The organism is Streptomyces tanashiensis, from assembly GCF_014648895.1.
Taxonomy (GTDB): domain Bacteria; phylum Actinomycetota; class Actinomycetes; order Streptomycetales; family Streptomycetaceae; genus Streptomyces; species Streptomyces tanashiensis.
On the sequence record NZ_BMRZ01000027.1, the window covers coordinates 1 to 21255 of the forward strand.

Below are 21255 nucleotides of genomic sequence, written 5' to 3' on the forward strand. Positions count from 1 at the left end.
GACAAGGCCAAGGCGCAGATCGAGGACACCTGGGCCCACGAGGGCGGCGACAACAAGCCCGAGGCCTTCGAGCCCGGCAAGGGCTTCGCCATCATGTACATCCCCAAGCTCGACGTCGTCGTCCCCATCGCCGAAGGCATCAGCAAACCCAAGGTCCTCGACAAGGGCATGGTCGGCCACTACGGCGAGGGCAAGCTCAAGACCGCCATGCCCGCCGACAAACAGGGCAACTTCGCGGTGGCCGGCCACCGCAACACCCACGGCGAACCCTTCCGGTACATCAACCAGCTCCGCCCCGGCGACCCCATCGTCGTCGAGACCAAGAGCGCCTACTACACGTACGAGATGGCCAGCATCCTGCCCCAGACCTCGCCCTCCAACGTGTCCGTGATCGACCCCGTACCGAAGCAGTCCGGCTTCAAGGCCCCCGGCCGCTACATCACCCTGACCACCTGCACACCCGAGTTCACCAGCACGTACCGCATGATCGTCTGGGGCAAGCTGGTCGACGAACGCCCGCGCAGCAAGGGAAAGCCGCAAGGGCTCGCAGGCTGAGACCCCACACACTCGAGAAGCGACGGAGGCCCGCCCCACCCCGGGGCGGGCCTCCGTCATGCGCCCCTCAGACCAATGCCTCCGGGGCCTCGAGCTTGATCCCGGCGTGCCGGACCGTGTGCAGGTAGCGGGGCCGGGCCGCCGATTCGCCGAGCTTCCGGCGCAGCCAGGACAGATGGACGTCCACGGTGCGCTCTCCACGGTACGTCTGCAGCCATACCTGCTTGAACAGTTCACCGCGCGGCACGACGACACCGGGACGCCACGCCAAGAACTCGAGGAGATCGAACTCCTTGCGGCTCAGGTCGAGTTGGGAGCCGTCGAGGAAGGCCTGCCGATGCGCCGCGTCGACCACGAGCCCGCCCACCCTCAGGACGTCCGCGCGCATGCCGCCGGCTCCGGAGACCGTCCGCCGCAGCACCGCGGTCATCTTCGCGACGAGAAGCTCGACGGAGAAGGGCTTGACGACGTAGGCGTCGGCACCGCTGCCCAGCACACGCTCGATCTCGTGCTCGTCGTGCCGGGCCGTGACGACGACGGGGATGTCCGAGAAGGTACGGAGCATCTCGAGCACGTCCTGGCCGTCGAGTTCGAGCAGGCCCAGGTCGAGCACCATCACGTCGAAGGGCTCGTCCAGGACGGCGCGCAGCGCCTCCAACGCCGTCTCGCAGCCCCGCACCGTGTACGAGGCGTCGGAGAGACGGCTGTGCAGGGCGGAGCGAACGGACGAATCGTCCTCGACGAGAAGCACCTTTGCCATGCGGCGCACACTACGCGACGCATGTGTCTCCCGAGATGCCGATCAGGTGCCATAAGGGCGGAGTGAGCGTGGCATGTGCAGTCGCACCGGCCTTCGCACGAGGTCAGCGAGCTGCCGGGTCCCACCTCCCGCTCTCCCGGTTAAGGATCTTTAAGACATAAGAAAGTCGACGTTAATCCCGCCCTCCCTCGTCGACTCCTAGGATGACATGTGTCGCCGGCGGCTCGTCGGCGAGAGCGGAGGTACGAGCGAGGATGCGGGCATGGGTTCACGGAAGACTTCCGCCCACAAGTGCCGGGGAAAGGCTGCCGGAGCGGTCGATCCGCTACTTCGCGGGGGTGGTCAAGGTGTAGAAGACGGAGGACCCCTGTTTGTTGCGGTGCGCCTCCCCCTTGGCGACGAGACTCTCCAGGGAGGTGCGTACGACGGTGGTCTGGACGTGGCGGTCGCGGTGCTGCGCGCTCAGGGCGGTCGTCACCTCGCGGGCGGAACAAGGAGTGCTGCTCGCGGCCAGGTAACCGCGGATCAGTTCCACGAGCGTGGGCCTGCCCGTTCCAGAACCCTTGCTTCCCTTGACGGACTTCTGCCGGGGGACCTCCCGGTCGGGTGTCGAGGCACCGGACTGAAGGGCCTTCTGGAGGTTGAGCAGAACCGCATGGTCATGATTCAGCGCGTCGAGCTCCGCCGTCAGACGCGCGACCTCGCCGCGAATCCTCTCCCGCTCCTCCACATTGCGTTCGAGATCGCCGGCGACCTTACTGCTGTAGGCGGACGTGAGTTCCGTTTCTCCCGACATGCTTCTCTCTCCGTCAAATGAGTTCCGACGCGAAGGGCGTCGCTCCGTCAGTGGCGTTGCGCGGCGACAGACTCGTCATTGACTCCGTCGGATGATGTGGGGTGACGTCGGTCGGCGTCGGCGCAAGGTACGGATCTGCGGAACGTCGTTGTGTCCACTGATGAAACGCGCTCCTCTCAGCCTCACGGCAGCGCCGCGGACATCCGCGAGAACGCGGTATCCGAGTGCACCGCGTGGCACGTGGCCCGTGGCGCGACGGCATTGACCGACGCCCACTGTAGGGCATGGGTTCTCGTTGTTGGCTTTCGGGGATCTGCATGCCACAGGACGAGTGCTATTGGCCGTACGACCAATTGGCGAATATGGAATTGCCGGGACCAACGGGGATGTCCGCTACGCCCGGCAGCGCCCCAGGAGGTGGCCTCCTGTCGCCCCCGGGGCCACCCGAAGGACGCCGGTGGAGCTTCGACGGACGGGTCGTCACCAGGGATCAGCAGAGGTGCCGTCTCATTCATCCCGTCATCCCGGGGAAGCCGGGTACGACATGGCATGGCATGGCATGGCCGACTGATCCGAACGTTTTCCTTAAGGAACTCCTAAGCGTGACTGCGAGGAGGCATGAAGTCGTCCTCCATGTGTTTCCATGAGACGGCGGCACAGGGCATGACCGACAGTGAACGGGCAGCGTGGCTCCGACCGATGCCAGGAATCGCAGGTGAGGAGTCCGCCACCTCTCATGCCCCGGCCTCCAGACGAACGAAAGTCCGTGGACGTCGTGACAGGCAGGAAGAGTCAGCGGTGAACTTCGAGAAAAGCCAAGCGGTGCTCCCTCATGAGGAAGTGGTGGATTTCGTTCCCGACGCCGTGCTGATCGTCGACGACAACGGAACCGTGGCCAGGGCGAACCGGGCCGCGGCGGCCCTGCTCGGGTACGAACGGCACTCGGTCGAGGGACGAGGCGTACTGGACTTCCTTCCGTCCTTCGACTGGAACCTGACACGCCTGCCCTCGGAAACCCGGGACCTCGGGAGCACGCAGACGACCGGGCTCCGTACCATCGCCCGGACCAACGACGGCAGGACCTTCGCCACCGATATCAGCACCATGCGGCTGGACCGGCATGTCCTGTACGCGAACATCCCGTACGGCTCCTCCCTGGTCATCTCCCTGAGAGATGTCACGCGGGAAGAGGACTCCCAGGCGGCGCTCTCCCGCTCCCTCCTCCAGGCCGAAGCGGTCCTGCGCACCGCCTCCGAAGCGCTCATCGGGACCGACACCGACGGCAGGATCGACCTCGTCAACCCGGCAGCGGCCCGCCTGCTCGGCGGAAAGGCCTCGGAGCTGGGGGGATGCGAGCTCCTGACTCGGCTCACTCCCCTCGGGCACGACGGCGAACCCCTCGACGCCGAGAACACCCCTTGGGCCCTGGCTCTCAGGACCGGCCGCACGAGCAGACTCCCCGGCCAGGAGCTGAGGACGAGCGACGGCACCCGTCTGACCGCGGACATCACCGTCCGGCCCGTCACCGAGACGGGACGGATCGTCGGCGCCGTCGTCGCACTCACCGATCGTCGCCCCTTCGAGGCGCTCGCAGACGAGTACCTCGCCGCGCAGACACGCTCCGTACGGCACCACGAGGCCGAACTCGCACGGCAGCAGCAGCGGACCGATCGCGCCGTGGAGCACGCAGGTGAGCTCACCGACTTCCTCTCCGGTCCGCTGATGGGGGCCCTGCACCACCTGCACGCCGAGACGAACCGGCTCGCGGGCGACAGCTCCCGCCCCCTGTGGCCCGAGGCGACCGACAGCCTCGAGGCACTGGCGGCCGACCTGCGCATGACCATGGCGCTCGTGAACGCCAGGTCCCAGCCGTACCGCCCCGACAGCACGCCGGCCGGACCGCAGCGACGCACGGTGCTCATCGACGACGTCGTGCAGGCCGGGCTGAGGGCAGCGACCACCTTCGCAGGCCCGGCCCAGGTGCAGTTCTCCGTCCACGCCCCGAGGTTCGCCGTCCATGTGGACGCCGACGACATGACGACCGCTGTCGGCCGCCTGATCGCCGAGGTCATCCACACCGAAGACGACTCGGCCGCTCTCGGCCCCCACCACGTATTCGTCGCGGCACTCCAGCAGCGCAGTCTCCTGCGTATCGAGGTGCGCGGCCCCTACAGCGGCGGGGTGCGGGAACACTTCGGTATCGCCCGGGGCATCGCCGAAGCCCACGGGGGAACACTCCGCACGCATCGAGCGCCGGGGGACAGCGGCAGCACCTACGTCCTGGAACTGCCTGCGGCCGTCCAGGACGACGCCATCGCCGGACCCGACGCGACGGCCTCGGCCGCCCTCCGGCCCACGGGCCGCCATCGCTCCCTGACGGCTTAGCCGGTTGCGGGGCGAGCCGTTCATCTGCTGGGCCGCGGCCCAGCCGCGTGCCTCCGGGGCTCCTCCTCCAGGGCTCCTCCGCCGCGGCTTCCCGTACCGGCTACCACGCCCTTGCGCGCTGCGGTCCTCCTGCAGTGGGCTGTCCCTCATGAAGAAGAGAAGTATTGCGACGCTGGCCGCGGTCCTGGCCGTGGCACCCCTTCTGGCGGCGGGCGCTCCGGGGCAGTCTGCGGTGGCCGCCGAGTCCCCTACCGATGGTTCCTCCTCCCCCGCCGGGTCGGCACTCCTGCGCGGAGCGGACCTGGATACGGTCACGATCCCCGAGTTACAGGCGCGCATGAAGCGCGGGTCCCTGACTTCGTCGGAGCTGACGCTCGCGTACCTCCGGCGGATCAAGGCCGTCGACCCGAAGATCAACGCGGTGCTGCGTACCAGCCCGACGGCCCTGAGCCAGGCGGTCGCCAGTGACGTCAGGCATCGCCTCGGGAAGGTCCGCGGTCCCCTCGACGGCATCCCCGTCCTGCTGAAGGACAATGTGAACACCCGGGACATGCCGACGACGGCAGGGTCGCTCGCACTGGACGGAAGTCCGCCGGCCACGGACGCGGAACTGGTCGGGAGGCTGCGCGCGGCAGGGGCGGTCATCCTCGGCAAGACCAACATGTCCGAGTGGGCCAACTTCCGTGCGGCGAAGCCGACGTCGGGCTGGTCGGCGGTGGGCGGGCAGACCCACAACCCGTACGTCCTGGACCGCAATCCGTGCGGATCGTCCTCCGGTTCCGCCGCTGCCATCGCCGCGTCGCTGGCGCAGGTGGCGATCGGCACCGAAACGGACGGGTCCATCGTCTGTCCGGCCGGAATGACCGGGATCGTGGGTCACAAGCCGAGCATCGGACTGGTCAGCCAGTCCGGCGTCGTCCCGATCTCCGCCGAGCAGGACACGGCCGGCCCCATGGCGCGCAACGTCATCGACACCGCGATCACCCTCTCGGTGCTCGGCGGTCACGAGGCCGCCGCGGGCGCCGACGACGCCTTCGGACTCACGGAGGCGGTCACGCGCACCGGTGGCCTGCGCGGGAAGCGGATCGGCCTGTGGCGGCTCCCCTCGCTCGGCGCCGACGTGGACGCCCTGATGACCCGGACCGCGGAACGGCTGCGCGCCGCCGGAGCACAGGTCGTGGAGGTGACCCCGCCCTACCAGGGCCGTCTCGCCGAGCTCGAGTTCCCGGCCCTGCTCAGCGAGTTCCACCGGGACATCGACACCTACCTCGCCTCGCGCAAGGGGCCACGCGACCTCGCCGCGCTGATCGAGTTCAACCGCACGCACCCGGCCGAACAGACCTGCTTCGCCGGCCAGGAACTCTTCGAGCAGGCTCTGGCCGCGCCGTCGACGACGGACCCTCGCTACCTGGCCATGCGTGCCGAGCTGAAGGACCTGTCCCGGCGATCCATCGACGAGACCATGGCCGCCCATGACCTGGACGCCATCGCCTCCCCGGCGAACCCGCCCGCCTGGACCACCGACTGCGCGCGGGGCGACAACGACGTGATCCCGTCCTCCACTCCCGCTGCGGTCGCCGGGTACCCCTCGCTGTCCGTCCCCGCCGGGTTCGTCGGCGAGCTGCCGGTCGGCCTGCTTCTGATGGCCGGCAACCGGCAGGACACCGAACTGCTGTCGCTGGGAGCGGCGGTCGAACAGCGCCTCAAGGCCTGGCGCGCACCCCGGTATCTGGCGTCCGCGGCACCGGGACGCTGATCGAGTACGCGGAACCGGCCGGCGCCCGGGCAGAAGGTGTCCCGCCGACCACTCGTTGACGCCCTGCCGGATACCCGACGGTCTCCGACAGGGCGTCTTCGCCTGCTCGTCTCCAGTTCACCTTGAAAGACCTTCCAAGAAGCGACTCTCATGCCCTGCTACGAAGGTCGCAGGGGAGGCGATTCCGCGCGCGCCCCGCCACTACCCTGGATACGACCGCGATGCAGGGAGCAACGGTGAGACGAAAAGGACAACGGGCCGCAGGGACACAGTCCTTCACGGACCTGCTCCGGCATCCGAGCCGCCTCGCCGAACAGCTGTCAGGGGACACTCGGCATCGCGCCGAGGCGGATGCCGTAGCTTTGAACGCCGGCGAGGCTCGCGAGGTCTCCGCGTTCGTCCGTGACGGCAACCGTTTCCGGCAGGGGTCGCTGGTCCTGGATCCTGCCGCAGCGTCGGTGGCGGTGTGGCGACCGTTTCGAGTCCTCGGCAGTTCCGGGGAAGGCGTCAACCTGGTTGCTCCGTTCCACGTTCATGGGGCGGGCCCGGTCGCCGGTCCGGGAAGTGGGGCGGTCGACAAGGGCATGTTCCGTCTGCTGTCCGTACAGGCCGCTGATCGCTACTGGGAACTCGCCATCCCTGCTACGGATCTTGCTCTGGTCCGCGCGGCGCTGCGCGGGGCCGGCACCGGACGTTGGTGCCGCATCAGGCATTGATTGCCTCGTTGTGGTGTGTTGTCTGCTTGCCGTGCTGGTGGGAACGGACGGTGAGTGAGTGATGCCGGTCAGTCGTCCCGTGATCAGGCCGACTGACCGACATCACGTCTGGGATCGCGCCGGTGCGGTCCTTGGACGGGCGGCCTGGGCACGGTTGCGGGCCCGGATGGCCCGGCGTTGCCAGGCCTCGGCGAGCACCGCGGCTCTGGCTTCCTCTCCGGCGTCGAACGCCGCCGGAGAGAAGAGGTCGCCGGCTCTGACGTGCCGTTCCCAGTCGTCCTGCCAGAACTCCACCGTCCAGCCCGGCCACAACTCCGGCACTCGGTACGCCTGTGGCGAGGAGTAGAGGGACCACCAGCCCAGGTGGCGGCGTTCCGGGTCGAGGTGGATGCCGGAGTTGACGTGCAGGTGGCAGACTCCGTGCCCGGGGGCGTCCGTCAGGCGGTCGAGCAGGGCGGCGCCCTCGCGGACAGGGTGGTCGAAGGCGTCAGAGGCGACGTGGCAGCGGCCGGTGCCGACCGTGATCACCACACCGCCCGGGTCGGGCCCGGCCGCGTCCTCGTCGTCGGGGGCGAGGAACGGGGCCAAAGAGGGGTCCGCATCGTGGCAGCGGACGTACTCCGGGTCCAGACCGACGTACTCACGCAGTTCGGCCGGGCCGTCGTACAGCCAGCGGACCTCCCAGCCCGGCCACTCGGCTCGGATCAGCTCGAACATGGCCGCGCGGTGGCGGAGTTCGGTGCTGGGCCCCTCCCAGGCGAAGAACAGGAGCATCTTCCGGCCGAGGTCGAGCAGGATCCCGCCCTGGGACATGGTTTCATCCAACCACCAGCCATCTTGGCGGAGTTCGGGAAGCATGGCGAGAACCGGCGTCGGCCCTTCCAGCAGGTCGAGGTCGATTCCGACCGCCCAGCCGGTCCGGTACAGCTCATGTGTGCCGTTCTCGCGGACCACGATGACGTTGGCTCTGTCGCCCATCGGGTCAGGATGGCCGGGCGGGCGGCTGTCGGCCATCCGTTTTCGGCGGGGTGATCTGGCCGGGGTCGGCTGCGGCGAGGTGGTCGATGTCGCGCTTGACCAGCGACCAGACGCCCTCTTGCGTACTCAAGTGTGGGAACCGAGTGGAACGTCCGCGAGCGGCTGCCCGGCATGGAGCAGGTCAGCCCGGCCATGGACACCCGGCCCGAGCCCCGGCCACGGACCCGCACCACCGGAGTCGAGCGTCTACTCCAGCAGGCGTTCCACGTCATCCGGAACCCAGGGAAAGGGGACGTCGGGCCACCGTGTGGCGGCCCACGTGTCGAGATCGACAGCCAGAACGGCATCGATGAAGGCCTGTGGCGGTCGGTAGCCGTGGGCGGTGACGTAGTGCGTGATCAGGAACGGAGCCGCATAGGCGATGCCGGGCCCGCCCGGAATCCGCACCTCCCCGTGCCCTTCCGGAGCCTCGTCCTCAGGTCGCGCTGTACGGGACGCTGGCCGTCGTCACGGCCTTCGCCCTCGCCGGGGTCGCCATGTTCGCCGGAATCGGGTACGAGCCTCCACGGCTCAACGCGGAACAGATCGCCGGAACGTACTCCGACGGCAAGGGCGGCACCCTCATCCTCACCCCGGACGGCAAGGCCACGGCCACCCGCGTCGACACCTTCGACTTCGACGACTCCATTGACTCCTTCGAACCCCAGGCCCACCCGTGCACCGGCACGGGCACCTGGACCTACGACCCCGCCGACGGCCCCTACTCCCAACAAGTCGACGTCTCCGTCGAGGCCTGTCCGGTCGACATGGACAGCTGGAGCGTCTACGGAACCCGCGAGCACCCGAAGCTGTACGTCTTCATCGGCGACCCCGACTCCTGGGAGCTCTACACCCTGCGACACCACTAGCGCGTGGTTCCGACCTGGAACCCGCCAAGGTCAAGAGTCCGGTCGCGGACTAGGGTCGGCTGTATGACAACACCAGTGCTTCAGGCAGTCGAGGCGGACGGGACGACCTGGGACGACCCGTCCGAGGATCAGCTGCACGACCTGCTTGCCGACATGAACCTCTCCTCGCGATTTGTTGTCGTGCGGCGGCTCGACGGGGAACCTGCCGACCAGCACTACATGCAGGTCTACCTGAACGACGACCTCAGCTATCAGGTGGAGTACCGCGAGGGAGGGCCGGACAGGCACTTCCAGGCGTGGGTGGCCCGCGGACCCGGCGTCTTCACGGTGGAACCTGTGGCTGAGGTGCTCCAGGGCTGGGCCTGCGGGCGACCTGGTTGGCGTGAGGCTGTTTCCTGGGTCCCGTGGTCATCCGCAGAGGCATGCGCCCGTCACCACCCCCTCACCACGTCTCGTTGAGGGCTGCAACCAGAACGGTTGCTCGATCCTCCGGGTCGGACCTCGGCCGCCGGCCACCGCCGGAGCCACGCCGGCGTTCAGCGGCGCTGTCGTCCGGCGAGGGCGACGATGAGCAGTAGCGCCAGGACCGTGGCGACAACCCCCTCCACTCCGGCTCGGGCGTGGAGGAGACCCCCGCTCAGCGCCCCTGCGGCGAGTGCCACCACCGACACCCCTCGTCGTACAGCCGCCGGCCCCGGGCGGTCCGCCGCCAGCCCCGTGAGGGTCCGGGTCATGACGGTGGTGGTCAGATCGGGAACCCCCAGGCGGTGCACAACGGCATTCTGCAGGCCCATGCCGCAAGCCAGAGGCACCAGCACGGCGTAGCGGCCCCCACCGGCCGCTTCAGCGGCGAGCGCGAACGCGGCCAAGAGGGCCTGCACCGCGACCAGCGGTGCGAAGAGCCCGCCCGCCTCCGCGTCCCGGCGCCACGCACCACCCGCGACCGCCCCGGTCAGGAAGCCCGTCAGCGCCACGACGGAGGCCAGGGCCGACAGCTGGGCGACGCCGGACAGGGCAAACCCGAGGAAGACCACGTTGCCGGTCATGTTGGCCACGAAGACCCGCCCGAGCCCGAGGAAGCTCGCCGCGTCGACCAGTCCGCTGACGAACGTCAGCACGAGGAGCAGCGGAGCAAGCCGCGCGTAGGGGTGGCCTTCGGGAAACATCCACCGGGCCGCCGCCTCACCCGTCCCGCCGCCCACTGCCCGCACCCACTTCACCCCCTCAGTGGAACAGAGCCCACGACGGCCCGCGATCGTCCGCGGCCGATCGTGGGCACGCACCTCTCGAACGGCTGAGGTGCCCTCGCCCACACCTCTCCCCCTCGGCCCCCACCGGGTCGGATCGGAGCGCGGCCGGGTCGTGCCCGGTTGCCTTGCGATCGGTGGGTTTCGAACCAGTGGACGGGGACGGGGGCGAGTCAGGGTTGGGCGCGCCACGGGGCCGGCAGCCAGGCCCCAAGGCCGGTCCGGCCGCCGGCGTGGTCGTCGGGGGCCTGGCTCGTCGGCGTGCCTCCCTCTGACGCTCAACACCCGCCGGGGTCGAGAACCCCGCTTCGGCCTTCCGGCGCGCGCCCGGCCGCAGGTTGACGGACGATGAGAGAACAGCCCGCCCGGGAAGCCGTCGCACGTTGCACCGGGCGGGCACTCTCCAGCCCGAGCAGCCGGTGATGGGTCGGTGATCGGCCGTTCGCAGGGAAGCGGCGGACCGCGCTGAGTACCGCAGCCGGCCGAGGGGCAGGCTCGTCGCTCTGGAGCGGTCCGAGGACGGACTCGGGATCGGTCCCGCCCTCGCGGTGACCTCCACGCCGCGCCGAAATCGGAGTGCGGGCCGAGCCGTTGCCTTGTGATACTCCTCCGATGATCAACCTGCCTGCTGCTCTGGACTCGCTGTCAGGGCTCGCCTTCGGCGATGCCTTCGGTGACCGCTGGTTCGGCATCCTGCGCCGCCAAGGCACGGCGGCCCTGGAAGCGCGGGCCCTGCCTCCGGAGCCGCTGTGGCGGTGGAGCGACGACACCGCCCAGGCGCTCGTCCTCGTCCGGGAACTCACCGAGGGCGGCGGTACGGTCGACCAGGACCGCCTCGCCCTGCGCCTCGCCGAGGCCTACGCCGGCGACACGCATCGCGGCTACGGAGCCTCCATGCACGACGTGCTCCGCAGGATCGGCGCGGGCGAGGCCTGGCGGGTGGTGGTCTCCGGGCAGTTCGGCGGCCAGGGCTCCTGGGGCAACGGCGCGGCCATGCGGGTCGCCCCACTCGGTGCCTGGCACGCCGTGGACCTCGATGTCGTGGCCGAGCAGGCCGCCCGCCAGAGCGCCGTATCGCATCACCACCCGGAAGCGGTCACCGGAGCGGTGGCCGTGGCCATCGCCGCGGCGCTGGCGACTCGCAGCCGCGGCATGCCTGCGCCGACCCGTCCGGACTTCCTCCTCGCCGTCGCCGCACGGCTCCCTGACAGCGACGTCCGGTCGGGAGTGCGGATCGCGGCCCGTATGCCGGCACACACCTCGGTACGGCACGCCGCCGAGGTCCTGGGATCCGGCTACCGGATGTCCGGGCCCGACACCGTCCCCTACGCCCTCTGGTGCGCGGCGGGACACCTCGACGACCTGCACGAAGGCCTGTGGACCACCGTCGCCGGGCGGGGCGACATCGACACCACCTGCGCGATCGCGGGTGGTGTGATCGCTGCACGCACGGGCACCGCCGCTCTCCCGCCCGCCTGGCACGCAGCCAGGGAACCACTGCCCCCGCTCGGACCGCGGTAGCAACTCACCGGATCGACATGCCCATCGGAGGAAGTGGACGCCCCGAGGGGAGTCGGTCCGAAGTATTCGGTTGTTCATGGCGGGCTGAACCTGCGACGGTCACCGGCATGAGCGTGGTTCTGGGAGACAAACTCAGGTTCGCCGCAGAGGTCGGCAGGCCGGGCCCACTGTGCCGGGTGACCTCTGGGCAGCTGGAAAATGTCTGACCTGCGACGACAACATGGCGTACGTTCCCCGGTTTCGTCGCGATGTGCTGGACGCCGCCGCCCGGCTGCGGTCCGGCGATGGTTCTCCCCTGCCCTTCGCCGGCTTGTCCGCCGAAGCCACACACCGTCGTCTCACGCAGCGCGCGGGGGACGACGAGTCCGAGGCCGACTACCCGCTGCGCGGCCGGTGTGGAGTTCTGGCGTGAGGAGCACCTGCTCAGCCACCCTGAAGACGCCGGTGCCGTCTTCGTGGCCGAGATTCCGGCCGAGGAGTTCGTCGAGATCCTTGAAGGCATCGCAGCCGCGCTCGACGCCGGCCCGTGCGAGAGCCATTCCTGAATCTCCGGTGGCATCAAGAAGGGCCTCTCCCTCGCGGGGCGCAAACCGTGTGCTCTCGGGGCCTACTCCGCTCCCAGGCCCGCGCGCTCACCCGTACGCTCGGGCCCGTGATCAAGTGCTTCGTCTTCGACATCGGTGAGACTCTCGTCCGCGACGACCGCTACTGGACCCTGTGGGCGGACTGGCTCGGCGTCCCTCGGCACACCCTCTCCGCCCTCGTCGGCGCCGTCGTGGCCGAGGGCCTCGACAACGCCGAGGCCCTCCGTCTCCTCCGCCCCGGCATCGACATCGGCGCCGAGTACGCCGCCCGCGAGGCCGCCGGGCGCGGCGAACACCTCGACGAGACCGACCTCTACCCCGATGTCCGCCCGGTGCTGACCGGGCTGCGCGCGCTCGGCATCCGGGTCGTCGTCGCGGGAAACCAGACCGCGCACGCGGGCGAACTGCTGCGGGCCATGGGCCTCCCCGCGGACCTGGTCGTGACGTCGGGCGAATGGGGCGTCGCCAAACCGTCACCGGCGTTCTTCGAGAAGGTCCTCGAAGTCGCCGACGCCGCACCGTACGAGACCGTCTACGTGGGCGACCACCCCGCGAACGACGTCTTCCCCGCCCGTGCGGCCGGCCTGCGGACGGCGCACCTCCGCCGGGGCCCGTGGGGGCATCTGTGGGCGAACGACCCGGCCGTCGTGACGGCAGCGGACTGGCGGGTCAACTCGCTGGTGGACCTGGTCGGTCTGTTGGACGAGAGCTGACGAGCCGGTCAGAGGGCTTCGAGTGAAAGTCGATCTTCAGGGGACTAGGGTCTCTGCCTGCCAGCATTCGTTGTGTGAAGGGGAGTCACGCATGGACGATCAGGTACGAACCCGCATTTCGGCATACGCGGTCGCGGCGGAGGACGATCGGATGCTGCTGATTCGGCTGTCGGACGCCTCGCCGGTATTCACACCGGGCCTCTGGCACCTGCCGGGCGGTGGAATCGACCCGGGCGAACAGCCCGTGACAGCCCTGGCCCGCGAACTCCAGGAGGAGACGGGGCTTGAACTCACGGATGCCCGGCTGCTCGACGCGCGGACGTACTCGGCCCGGCGCAAGGGAGTGAGCTGGAGCCTCACGGCGCTCTTCTACGGCGTTTCCCTCAAGGGCGGGGCGCCTGCGGTGACCGAGGTCGACGGCTCCACGGACGCGGCGATGTGGATCCCCCTCGCCGACCTGCGGGACGACGCCCTGCTGTCACCGCCGACCGTCGACGCCCTCCGCATCCATGTGGCGGGTGACGGCACCAGCCCGCTCCACTGACCGCCCGAGCACGGCCACCCCGCAGGTGCCTGGAGCAGCCCCGTAAATCGGTGGGGTGATCCGAGGGAATCTGCCACGATCGCCGGATGGGTGCTTTGGATGCAGTGGCAGGCAGGGTGGCCGGCGGGACTGCCGTGACGTTCCGGCCCAGCGGCTCATCGATGGTTCCGCTCATACGCAGTCGGCAGCAGGTGGTCGTAGTTCCGGTCGACCCGGCGAAGTTGGAGGTCGGGGACATCGTCCTCGCCCGTGTCGCCGGGACCGTCTATCTGCATCTGGTGTCGTCGGTGAACCTCGCCAGAAGGCGGGTGCAGATCAGCAACAACCGCGGCCACATCAACGGCTGGACCAGCCACGATCGTGTCTTCGGTATCTGTGTGGCAGTGGACGGTGTCCCCCGGTCGGGAGCTGCAGACAAGGCGCTGTCAGCCAACTCCGCCACCTCCTCCACAATCTGACGCTCTCCCGCGTCATCGGGGTCGTCAGGCCGTGTTCGTGGCAGCACGAGTGCGCTCCGCGAGATCGCTGACGACGGGCGCCGACGGCTACCGCGGATGGTCCGCTGAGGTACGGCTTCGCAGCTGGTCCAATTCGCCGCCGATCGCCTCTCGTAGCACGTCGTGCTGCGGACCGAGCTTGAATCGCTCGTCGCTCCACCGTTCACGCGGGTAGAGCCACACCGGGACACCCACCACGTCTTCCGGCTCCCACTCGAAGCGCGGCCACACATGCGCGTGCAGGAACGGGTCCGTGTTGCCCAGGATCTCCAAGTTGACTCGCCGAAATGCCGGGTCCAGCCGCCGACATGCGCGCTCGACCGCTTCACCGAGCTGGTCCATGTCGGACAGGAACGCCAGCCGCTTCGTCTTCGGCAGGTCCGACAGCCGCTGCACGTCCGGTTCATCCACGAGAAGGACCGAGTATCCGGGCAGGAACTGGACGTCCCCGATCACCGCGAACCCCGACGTCAGCCGCCGCAACACCGTCGGGTTCTCGCCCTTCAGAGCAGTGCCGATCCGGTCCGTTCGCCAGTCATCAGTCATGGCCGAAACCTACACGCGGACTCAAGCCGCTCGTCGATTCAGAGGCCGAGCAAGTGAGCTGAAGGGCTGGGGCGTTCGTCTTCAAGGGCTCTGGCCGCGATCCCGTGTGTCTGAACGTCACCCACAGGGAGGTCACGGTCCGGCGGCCCGCCAGGGAGGAGTCCGATCACCCCGGTCCTCATGTCGTACCGACGTCGAACTAGTCTTCGCACCATGGCTTTGCGACCTGACGAGTTCTATGACCACGCGCTCGCCGCTACGGATGAAGAGCGTCGACTCCCGCTCGCGCGCATGACAGGGTGGGACATCAGCCCGTTCGAATCGGACGGATTGCGCGTCTCGCCCCTGCGCCCTCCGGTTCTGCCCGAGCCTCCGCGACACGGCGAGGACCCGTCGAACTGCGAGGCGTGCCGTGACCGAGGCGAGGGGATCTGGTTCAACGACAGGTGGCGACTCACGTGGATCGCGGGGGTCGGCGTGCCGCTGGTGCTCATGCTGCATCCGATCGAGCACTACGACATGGCTGATCTGCCGGATGAGCTGGCGGCCGAACTGGGGGTCCTGTCCACTCACATCGTCCGCCATGTGCAGGCCCTCCCGCACATTTCGCGTGCCCACGTCTACCGCATCGGTGACGGAGGCGCGCACCTGCACATCTGGTTCTTCGCCCGGCCCGAGGGACAGTCCCAGCTGTACGGCTCGTGGCTGCCCGTCTGGGACGATCTGCTGCCCGAGTATCCGGCAGATGTCGCGGAGGCAGACGCCGCCCTCGTGGCGGACACCCTGGTCGCCTCTGCGGGTGGACGTCGCTCGGCCGCCGGTGCATCGCCGCACGACTGATCCGCTGGCGGACGCCAACCGACTGAGCTCCGGGTCCTCGATCTGGGTGGCTCTGTCCGCGACCGCGAGGTTGTCCGGTGTGTCGGTCAGTTCACCTCGGTCTACTACGGCTCTGGCCATCGAGCTGGGAAGGCCGTCGCCCCGGAGGGGACCGAGTGTTGTTCCAGGGTGTGGACGTGTTCGCGCTTCCGGCCGGAGCGCCTCCAGCGGAGCTCGTGACCGGTCGGTCTGGAGACCAGCGGGACTCGCTTCCGCAGGAGGCCGAAGTCGGCCCGGCCGTACGCCGGAGCGGGGAGCGTGAAGGCCGAGGGTCCTTGATGAATCAGCGGCTCAGGGTCTGTCCGCGATGGCGTGAAGGTCAACCATCACAGCTCTGCCTGTGCCGCAGGATGGGCTTCAGAAGCCTCTCGGCCTCATCACGGACACCGGCATCGTCGTCGGCCTTCAGCTCCTGCAGCTGCCGGACGAGTCGGCGTTCGCCTTCCTCCGTCATCCAGCTGGGGTCGCAGTCCACGGCTGAGCTGAGCTGGTCCAAGGTCCACGTGTCCACCGCGCGGGAGAGGGCCGCCAGGACGGTACGCAGTCCCCAGGTGTCCTCGCGCGCCAACAATGCCTCGGCCGTCTCTTGTGTCACGCCCGTGTCGTGCGCGTCCAGCAACAGCCGGTGGAGAACGTCCGCCACCCCGACGGGTTCCCGTGCTGATGCAAGCCGCCGGCCCGCATCGGCTCTCACCGACCACAACGGCGAGTCCGCGTCCTCCATGGCTGCAGCGAGCTCGCGATCGGGACCTGTCTGTGTCATCGCGCCATCATGACAGGTCACGGTCCCGGTCAACTGGGGCTTTCTCCGCTGTCGGCGCGCCCCCCTCGCGATGGGCACCCGATCGTTTCGGGCACGGATCATCGGGTCCTGGGAGGGTGGTGATTCCTACGGTGAAGACATCAGAAGGAAGGACACGCACCCGTGCTGGAGCAGCTCAACCAGGCTCTCGACCACATCGAGCGCTGCCTCGAGGCCGCGGCGGGCCGGGAGGTCGACGTCGCCGACGTCGCCCGGATCGCGATGACGTCGGAGTACCACTTCCGGCGCCTGTTCTCGGCGCTCGCCGGGATGCCGCTCTCCGTGTACGTGCGGCGCCGGCGCATGACGCTCGCCGGGGCCGAGGTGCTGGGCGGGGAGCGGACGCTGCTCGATGTGGCTGTGCGGTACGGGTACGGCTCGGGCGAGGCGTTCGCCCGGGCGTTCCGTTCGGTGCACGGCATCGGGCCGGGCGAGGCCCGGCGCACGGGTGCGACGCTCACGGCGCAGCCGCGCATGTCCTTCCGTGTCGTCGTCGAAGGGAGTACGACCATGCGGTATCGGATCGTCGAGAAGGAAGCGTTCCGGGTCGTCGGCAGGAAGGCGCGGGTCCCGCTCGTGCACGAGGGGGTCAACGCTGCGGCCGCGGCGCACGTGGAGAGCCTGGACGCGCAGGCGATCGTACGGATGAAGGAGCTGGCCGACGGGGAGCCGGAGGGGGTCCTGTCGGCGGTGGTGCACCTGACCGACAGCCGGGAGGAGGGCGCCGAGGTGGACTACTGGATCGGTGTGGTCGCCGGCCCCGAGGCGGCCGCGGAGGAGCTCGACGCTCTCGACGTGCCGGCCGGGACCTGGGCGGTCTTCGACAACCACGGGCCCTATCCGATCGCCCTCCAGGAACTGTGGCGGGACGTGTTCACGCAGTGGTTCCCGTCGAATCCGTACGCGAGCCGGCCGGGTCCGGAGCTGCTGCGCACGCAGCCGGTGGAGATCGGTGCGGAGACGGACTCCCAGCTGTGGGTCCCGGTCGAGCGGGTCTCGGGGAGCGCCGGGGCGTGACGACCGGTACCGGGACGTCGCCTTCCTCGCGGAGGGCGACGTCCCGGTCCTCGGGCCTGTCCACGACGTGCCCGGAGCCCGACGGCCAGCCCCGGTCGGGTCGGGTCTCACCAGGGCGACACCGAGGATGTCGTGGGCCCGGTGCTGCTGCGCGTGGTCACTCCCTGCGTTGTCGGTAGCGTGATCACCACCGCATGGAGGGACCATGCGCCCGGCAGGTCCGTACGAGGGCCTCCGGAGGAGTGTGACGAGGCCGCGATGAGTGAACCGACGAAGCCCGAGATCGACCTTCCGCAGGGGGACGCCCCCACCGAGCTGACCATCCGCGACCTGATCGTCGGGGACGGGCTCGAGGCGAAGCCCGGCAGGGTCGTCCAGGTTCACTACGTCGGCGTCACCTTCGAGTCCGGCAAGGAGTTCGACGCCTCCTGGGACCGGGGCCTGCCGTTCAAGTTCGCCGTGGGCGGTGGGAGGGTCATCAAGGGCTGGGACCGGGGCATCCGAGGGATGAAGGTCGGCGGTCGGCGCGAGATCATCGTTCCCCCGCGTCTCGGCTACGGCAAGCAGTCGCCCTCGCCGTTGATCCCGGCGGGTTCCACGCTCGTCTTCGTGGTGGACCTGCTCTCCGTCGCGGTCTGAGACGGGCCTTCTGCTGCCCGACCCCTTCCCCGCCTCGCGTACCGCCCGGATCTGCGCCCCGCCGGGCGACCCGCCCGCCGACCACCCTCTGTCGACCAGCAGTTCGATCGGTGGGCAGGGGTGCCTCGTCGCATACCTCTGCGTCATCATGGCGTTCGCGGATTTCCGAGGGGGGAACTCTGTTGAACGGTCGCAACCGTGCCGTACGCGTCGTGACGGGAGGGGTGGGCGGGTGTCTTCCGGGGCGGTCGACGGCCGTCCTGGCGCTGCTCCTCATGCTGGTGCTCGCCGCCACACCTCCCGCGGCGGCCGACCCGGTGGACGAGTGCAGGTCCACGGGACTGGTGACGGCGCGCGTCAGCACCGGGGTGCTGCTGGAACACGGGAAGCGCACGTCCACGACGGTACGGTCCGAGCTGCGCGTCGACGTGCCCGCCGCCTGGGCCTTCGCCAGGGACCTGCTGCTGAGTGAGGAGAGCCCCGAGTACATCCGGGCGATGTCCTGTCTCACCCGCCCGCAGGGCGGCCAGCACCGGCGCTGGTCCGAATGGCGCGACGCCCCGCCCCTGGTCACGGCCGAGAAGGACGGCGGCGTCACGGTCGTCGACCGGGCCCACACCTGGGTCAACGTGTACGACACCGTCCAGGCCGGTCTCTGGAGCGTGCGGGCGGACGGCGACCGGTGGACGATCAGCCTCTCCCCGCCTCCCTCCCTCGCCCGCGCACGGTGGACCGAGATCAAGGTGGACCCCGGTGCCCCGGGCGCCGAGACCGCGTCGCCGACGCCCGACGGGGGTGCGGGCACCACGGCGCTGCTGTGGCATCCGTCGTCATCGGGCAAGGCACCTCCTGCCGGGAAAGGGAAGCCGAAGGCGGGAGTGCAGGCTCCCCCGCCCGAGCCGGTTCCCGCGGTGTCCGTCCGGCTGAAGCCTTCCTGGCAGCGCTCCTGGGGCTCCCAGAGCAACCGCCTGGCAGGTCTGCTGATCGACCGCAGCGGCTACGTGATCTCCAGCGCCGTGACCAGTGCGCTGCTCCTCTCCGGGGTGGCCCTCTACCGCAGGCGGTGGGGGCCTCCCACGGCCCGGCAGGACCGCACACTGCGGAATCTCGCTCAGTGGGGCGTGGCGTCCACGGTCCTCGGCCTGCTGATCGACGGTGGAGCGGTCCTCCAGCAGTACGGGGAGCGGCGGGGCGGCATCTTGTGGCAGGACGACCTGGCCCTCCGCAACTACGGCCTCGCCCTCGCGTTCGTGGCCGTGCTGCTCACCGTGGCGCGACCGACTCGTCGTGTCTGGGCGGCACTCGCCTGCCTCACGGTGGCACCTGTGCTGGTGACGCTGGTGCCCGGCTCGTTCGATCTGCGCAGCGAGGCACTCCTCGGGGCGTCCGGTCTCGCGCTGGCGGCCGAGACGACCGCGTCCGTCTGCCTCTTCGCCCTGTGCTCGCTCACGTTCGCGGCCGCCGCCTGGCGCCTGGCCACGGACGGAGGTCTGCTGCCCGCGAGCCGCCGCTTCCCCGGCAGTCACCGTGTCCTGAGACTTCGCGTCGCCGGTCCGGCCGTCCTGGCCTGGACGATCCTGGTCTCGGTCTTCTTCGCCCTCACCGAGGAACGCGCCTGGCGACGGGCTTCCTGGCTCAGCGACCGCACCGTCCCCGACTACGGCCGCGACCACTGGAACGACTTCGTCTGGGAGGCTCTGCATTCCGTGCCGCGGGCGCAGGACTGGCTCTCCTCGTACCTGTGGCTCCTGACGGCGGTCGCGCTGCTCGCGGTCCTGCGCGCGTGGCGCTCGGCGACCGCCGTCTCCCCGCTCGAAGAACCGGCCGACCGGCTGCTCTTCGTCACCTTCTTCGGAGTGGCGGTCATCCTCCCCGGCGGGTACGTCGCCGGCTTCAGCACGATCTCGGTGCTGTGGCAGCTACTCGGCATGCTGGCCCTGTACGGGTTCGTCGCGCCGTTCACCGGGCGGTCCGCCCTCGCGCAGCCCCTCGAAGGCTCGGGGCGGCCCCTGGCGGCGGTCGCGGACGCGGCCGGCCGGGCGACGCTCCTCCAGAAGTCCCGCTCCTACCGCGAGATCCACGCGGAACTGCGCCGCCTCGATCAAGGGCTGTTCGGCGACACGCCCCCGAAACGCAGCGACCTCGAACGACACCTCAGCGACCTGCACGACTGGCCCGCGAGCCCGCCCCTGTCGGGAGGCACGGAGCGGCTCCCCGCGAAGATCTCCGTGGTGGACGCGGCCCTGGCGCTGGGACCGAGGGACACCTGGTGGGCCAACGGCAGTCGCTGCGCCCGTCTGTCCCTGATTCCGGCGGTGCCGGCGTCCTTCCTCATGATCTGGGTCTGGCAGATCCGTGGCGAGGGCTGGGCGTCGAGCCTCTCCGACCACTTCGGTGTCCCCGGTCTCCTGCTGTCGTTCGCCGGCTGGACGGCGACCTGGACCGGAGCCGCGTTCGTCCTCGGTGCGCTGTGGCGCCGGCTCCCCGGGCAGCGAGGGGCGGCGAAGGCTCTGCCGGTGACCTTCGCGTTCGCACTGCCGGCGGCGGTCGACGGCCTGGTCATGCACTTCACGGACGAGAGCACCGCGGGCCTGGCGATCGCGGTGTCGGCGATGCTCTTCGTCCTGACGGTCACCGGCATCGCGATGGACTTCGACACGTTCCGCACGGAGCGACGGTACTGGCAGAGCAGGATGGGTTTGCTTCTGTCGGTCTATCAGATGCGTTACTACTCACTGCAGTTCGCGTATCTCGTCGCCCAGATCGTCGCCATGATCAGCATCTGGCAGTTCCTCGCCGATCCCAACACCGCCCCGGATCCGAAGGAGTAGGGCGCCTCCCTCACGGGGCGCAGGCTTCGGCGATCGACAGGCTGTTCTCGTAGAGGTGGTGTCGGGTGATCCGGCCGTCCTCGACGGTGAGACGCAGGGCGAACGGGCCCTCGAAGGACTTTCCCGTCGCCCGTACGGTCCCCGACAAGTGCCCCATCAGCACGGCGTCGGCGCCGTCGACGAGGAAGGTGTCGACACTGGCCCGTGCGTCCTGGGGCACGGTGCCCTTCATCAACTCCGTGAACTGGGCGGCGCATTCCGCCGCGGTGGTGCGCGGGCGGATCCACGGGACGGCCGGGTTCTCGGCGAGCAGCCAGTCCACTTCGTCGGCGAAGAGCGCGACGAGCCGTTCGGTGTCCCCGGCCAGTCGGGCGGCCAGGAACTCCCGCACGACGGCCCGGGTGGCCTCGCCCTGAGAACTCTCTGCGGTGGCGGTGGCGGTGGACTTGGCGGGCATGGCGCTTCCCCTTGCTGCGGTCGGATCCCGGCGGGACCCCGCCGGTGTGCTCGATCCTGCGGGATCGGGGCAGGGCCGTCGATTACCTCAGGAGTAAGGGAGGTGAGGCGAGCCGGCGGGTGGT

The 21255-nt window shown here is 69.6% G+C and carries 22 protein-coding genes and 2 pseudogenes; 15 read left to right on the forward strand and 9 right to left on the reverse strand.

Annotated elements, in window-relative coordinates:
- The coding region (locus IE237_RS38900; RefSeq protein WP_189806939.1) for a class E sortase at positions 1-555 on the forward strand (555 nt) is incomplete at its 5' end.
- A 67-nt stretch (positions 556-622) separates the two neighbouring features.
- Here IE237_RS38900 and IE237_RS38905 read toward each other — a convergent pair.
- Together IE237_RS38905 and IE237_RS38910 are read right to left on the reverse strand one after the other, a co-directional pair.
- Positions 623-1315, reverse strand: a complete 693-nt coding sequence (locus IE237_RS38905) for a response regulator transcription factor (protein WP_189806940.1) — start codon at positions 1313-1315, stop codon at positions 623-625.
- Positions 1316-1640: 325 nt separating this feature from the next.
- Complete coding sequence (locus tag IE237_RS38910; protein ID WP_189806941.1) at positions 1641-2111, reverse strand: hypothetical protein; 471 nt, start codon at positions 2109-2111, stop codon at positions 1641-1643.
- A gap of 843 nt (positions 2112-2954) precedes the next feature.
- Here IE237_RS38910 and IE237_RS38915 point away from each other — a divergent pair.
- From IE237_RS38915 to IE237_RS38925, 3 genes are all read left to right on the forward strand, one after another.
- Complete coding sequence (locus tag IE237_RS38915) at positions 2955-4496, forward strand: PAS domain S-box protein (protein WP_189806942.1); 1542 nt, start codon at positions 2955-2957, stop codon at positions 4494-4496.
- Positions 4497-4644: 148 nt separating this feature from the next.
- The gene (locus IE237_RS38920; protein WP_189806943.1) at positions 4645-6252 is read left to right on the forward strand and encodes an amidase family protein; all 1608 of its coding nucleotides are present in this window, start codon (positions 4645-4647) and stop codon (positions 6250-6252) included.
- Between the two features lie 362 nt (positions 6253-6614).
- Positions 6615-6968: a hypothetical protein gene (locus IE237_RS38925; protein ID WP_189806944.1), complete on the forward strand. Its 354-nt coding sequence runs from the start codon at positions 6615-6617 to the stop codon at positions 6966-6968.
- Between the two features lie 102 nt (positions 6969-7070).
- Here the strand turns inward: IE237_RS38925 and IE237_RS38930 are convergent, their stop codons facing one another.
- From IE237_RS38930 to IE237_RS38935, 3 genes and pseudogenes are all read right to left on the reverse strand, one after another.
- Positions 7071-7946, reverse strand: a complete 876-nt coding sequence (locus IE237_RS38930) for a hypothetical protein (protein ID WP_189806945.1) — start codon at positions 7944-7946, stop codon at positions 7071-7073.
- 49 nt (positions 7947-7995) lie between these two features.
- Positions 7996-8200: pseudogene (locus IE237_RS41830) on the reverse strand (IS630 family transposase); the annotation flags it as partial.
- Positions 8193-8423: pseudogene (locus IE237_RS38935) on the reverse strand (DUF7919 family protein); the annotation flags it as partial. The pseudogenes IE237_RS38935 and IE237_RS41830, both read right to left, overlap by 8 nt.
- 59 nt (positions 8424-8482) lie before the next feature.
- Here IE237_RS38935 and IE237_RS38940 point away from each other — a divergent pair.
- Positions 8483-8854, forward strand: coding sequence for a hypothetical protein (locus tag IE237_RS38940; RefSeq protein ID WP_189806946.1), 372 nt, complete (start codon positions 8483-8485; stop codon positions 8852-8854).
- 63 nt (positions 8855-8917) lie between these two features.
- Positions 8918-9313: a hypothetical protein gene (locus IE237_RS38945; protein WP_189806947.1), complete on the forward strand. Its 396-nt coding sequence runs from the start codon at positions 8918-8920 to the stop codon at positions 9311-9313.
- Between the two features lie 77 nt (positions 9314-9390).
- On the opposite strand, the gene IE237_RS38950 is transcribed toward IE237_RS38945, so the two are convergent.
- On the reverse strand, positions 9391-10065 hold the full coding sequence (locus IE237_RS38950) for a YoaK family protein (RefSeq protein WP_229844049.1): 675 nt from the start codon (positions 10063-10065) through the stop codon (positions 9391-9393).
- Positions 10066-10713: 648 nt separating this feature from the next.
- Here IE237_RS38950 and IE237_RS38955 point away from each other — a divergent pair.
- From IE237_RS38955 to IE237_RS38975, 5 genes are all read left to right on the forward strand, one after another.
- Positions 10714-11622 (forward strand): ADP-ribosylglycohydrolase family protein, encoded by a 909-nt coding sequence (locus IE237_RS38955; RefSeq protein WP_189806948.1) that lies wholly within the window; start codon positions 10714-10716, stop codon positions 11620-11622.
- Between the two features lie 395 nt (positions 11623-12017).
- The gene (locus IE237_RS41180) at positions 12018-12167 is read left to right on the forward strand and encodes a hypothetical protein (protein ID WP_229844056.1); all 150 of its coding nucleotides are present in this window, start codon (positions 12018-12020) and stop codon (positions 12165-12167) included.
- A 110-nt stretch (positions 12168-12277) separates the two neighbouring features.
- On the forward strand, positions 12278-12919 hold the full coding sequence (locus IE237_RS38965; protein WP_370468348.1) for an HAD family hydrolase: 642 nt from the start codon (positions 12278-12280) through the stop codon (positions 12917-12919).
- 91 nt (positions 12920-13010) lie between these two features.
- The gene (locus tag IE237_RS38970; RefSeq protein WP_189806950.1) at positions 13011-13463 is read left to right on the forward strand and encodes an NUDIX hydrolase; all 453 of its coding nucleotides are present in this window, start codon (positions 13011-13013) and stop codon (positions 13461-13463) included.
- 86 nt (positions 13464-13549) lie between these two features.
- Positions 13550-13921, forward strand: coding sequence for a S26 family signal peptidase (locus IE237_RS38975; protein WP_189806951.1), 372 nt, complete (start codon positions 13550-13552; stop codon positions 13919-13921).
- A gap of 87 nt (positions 13922-14008) precedes the next feature.
- Here IE237_RS38975 and IE237_RS38980 read toward each other — a convergent pair whose 3' ends face one another.
- Positions 14009-14506, reverse strand: a complete 498-nt coding sequence (locus IE237_RS38980) for an HIT family protein (protein ID WP_189806952.1) — start codon at positions 14504-14506, stop codon at positions 14009-14011.
- Between the two features lie 213 nt (positions 14507-14719).
- On the opposite strand from IE237_RS38980, the gene IE237_RS38985 reads away from it, so the two are divergent.
- Entirely contained in the window at positions 14720-15346 is a 627-nt protein-coding gene (locus IE237_RS38985; protein WP_189806953.1) for an HIT family protein, read from the forward strand.
- 358 nt (positions 15347-15704) lie between these two features.
- Here the strand turns inward: IE237_RS38985 and IE237_RS38990 are convergent, their stop codons facing one another.
- Positions 15705-16148 carry a hypothetical protein gene (locus IE237_RS38990; RefSeq protein ID WP_189806954.1) on the reverse strand — a complete coding sequence of 148 codons (444 nt, stop codon included), beginning with the start codon at positions 16146-16148 and terminating at the stop codon, positions 15705-15707.
- A 162-nt stretch (positions 16149-16310) separates the two neighbouring features.
- Here IE237_RS38990 and IE237_RS38995 point away from each other — a divergent pair, with 162 nt between their 5' ends.
- The 3 genes from IE237_RS38995 to IE237_RS39005 all read left to right on the forward strand — a co-directional run bounded on the left by IE237_RS38995 (position 16311) and on the right by IE237_RS39005 (position 20674).
- Complete coding sequence (locus IE237_RS38995) at positions 16311-17204, forward strand: AraC family transcriptional regulator (protein ID WP_189806955.1); 894 nt, start codon at positions 16311-16313, stop codon at positions 17202-17204.
- 258 nt (positions 17205-17462) lie between these two features.
- Complete coding sequence (locus IE237_RS39000) at positions 17463-17843, forward strand: FKBP-type peptidyl-prolyl cis-trans isomerase (RefSeq protein WP_189806956.1); 381 nt, start codon at positions 17463-17465, stop codon at positions 17841-17843.
- A gap of 182 nt (positions 17844-18025) precedes the next feature.
- A complete protein-coding gene (locus IE237_RS39005) occupies positions 18026-20674 on the forward strand; it encodes a DUF6185 family protein (RefSeq protein ID WP_189806957.1) in 2649 nt (882 codons plus the stop codon).
- Between the two features lie 10 nt (positions 20675-20684).
- Here the strand turns inward: IE237_RS39005 and IE237_RS39010 are convergent, their stop codons facing one another.
- On the reverse strand, positions 20685-21131 hold the full coding sequence (locus IE237_RS39010; protein WP_189806958.1) for a nuclear transport factor 2 family protein: 447 nt from the start codon (positions 21129-21131) through the stop codon (positions 20685-20687).
- Positions 21132-21255 lie beyond the last annotated feature (124 nt).

Excerpts from the sequence above, each read along its gene's own strand:
- IE237_RS38920 (WP_189806943.1), top strand. The coding sequence starts at position 4,645 with ATGAAGAAGAGAAGTATTGCGACGCTGGCCGCGGTCCTGGCCGTGGCA.
- IE237_RS38905 (WP_189806940.1), bottom strand. The coding sequence starts at position 1,315 with ATGGCAAAGGTGCTTCTCGTCGAGGACGATTCGTCCGTTCGCTCCGCC.
- IE237_RS38980 (WP_189806952.1), bottom strand. The coding sequence starts at position 14,506 with ATGACTGATGACTGGCGAACGGACCGGATCGGCACTGCTCTGAAGGGC.
- IE237_RS39010 (WP_189806958.1), bottom strand. The coding sequence starts at position 21,131 with ATGCCCGCCAAGTCCACCGCCACCGCCACCGCAGAGAGTTCTCAGGGC.
- IE237_RS38940 (WP_189806946.1), top strand. The coding sequence starts at position 8,483 with ATGTTCGCCGGAATCGGGTACGAGCCTCCACGGCTCAACGCGGAACAG.
- IE237_RS38910 (WP_189806941.1), bottom strand. The coding sequence starts at position 2,111 with ATGTCGGGAGAAACGGAACTCACGTCCGCCTACAGCAGTAAGGTCGCC.
- IE237_RS38945 (WP_189806947.1), top strand. The coding sequence starts at position 8,918 with ATGACAACACCAGTGCTTCAGGCAGTCGAGGCGGACGGGACGACCTGG.
- IE237_RS38970 (WP_189806950.1), top strand. The coding sequence starts at position 13,011 with ATGGACGATCAGGTACGAACCCGCATTTCGGCATACGCGGTCGCGGCG.
- IE237_RS38955 (WP_189806948.1), top strand. The coding sequence starts at position 10,714 with ATGATCAACCTGCCTGCTGCTCTGGACTCGCTGTCAGGGCTCGCCTTC.
- IE237_RS39000 (WP_189806956.1), top strand. The coding sequence starts at position 17,463 with ATGAGTGAACCGACGAAGCCCGAGATCGACCTTCCGCAGGGGGACGCC.
- IE237_RS38930 (WP_189806945.1), bottom strand. The coding sequence starts at position 7,946 with ATGGGCGACAGAGCCAACGTCATCGTGGTCCGCGAGAACGGCACACAT.
- IE237_RS38990 (WP_189806954.1), bottom strand. The coding sequence starts at position 16,148 with ATGACACAGACAGGTCCCGATCGCGAGCTCGCTGCAGCCATGGAGGAC.
- IE237_RS38985 (WP_189806953.1), top strand. The coding sequence starts at position 14,720 with ATGGCTTTGCGACCTGACGAGTTCTATGACCACGCGCTCGCCGCTACG.
- IE237_RS38975 (WP_189806951.1), top strand. The coding sequence starts at position 13,550 with ATGGGTGCTTTGGATGCAGTGGCAGGCAGGGTGGCCGGCGGGACTGCC.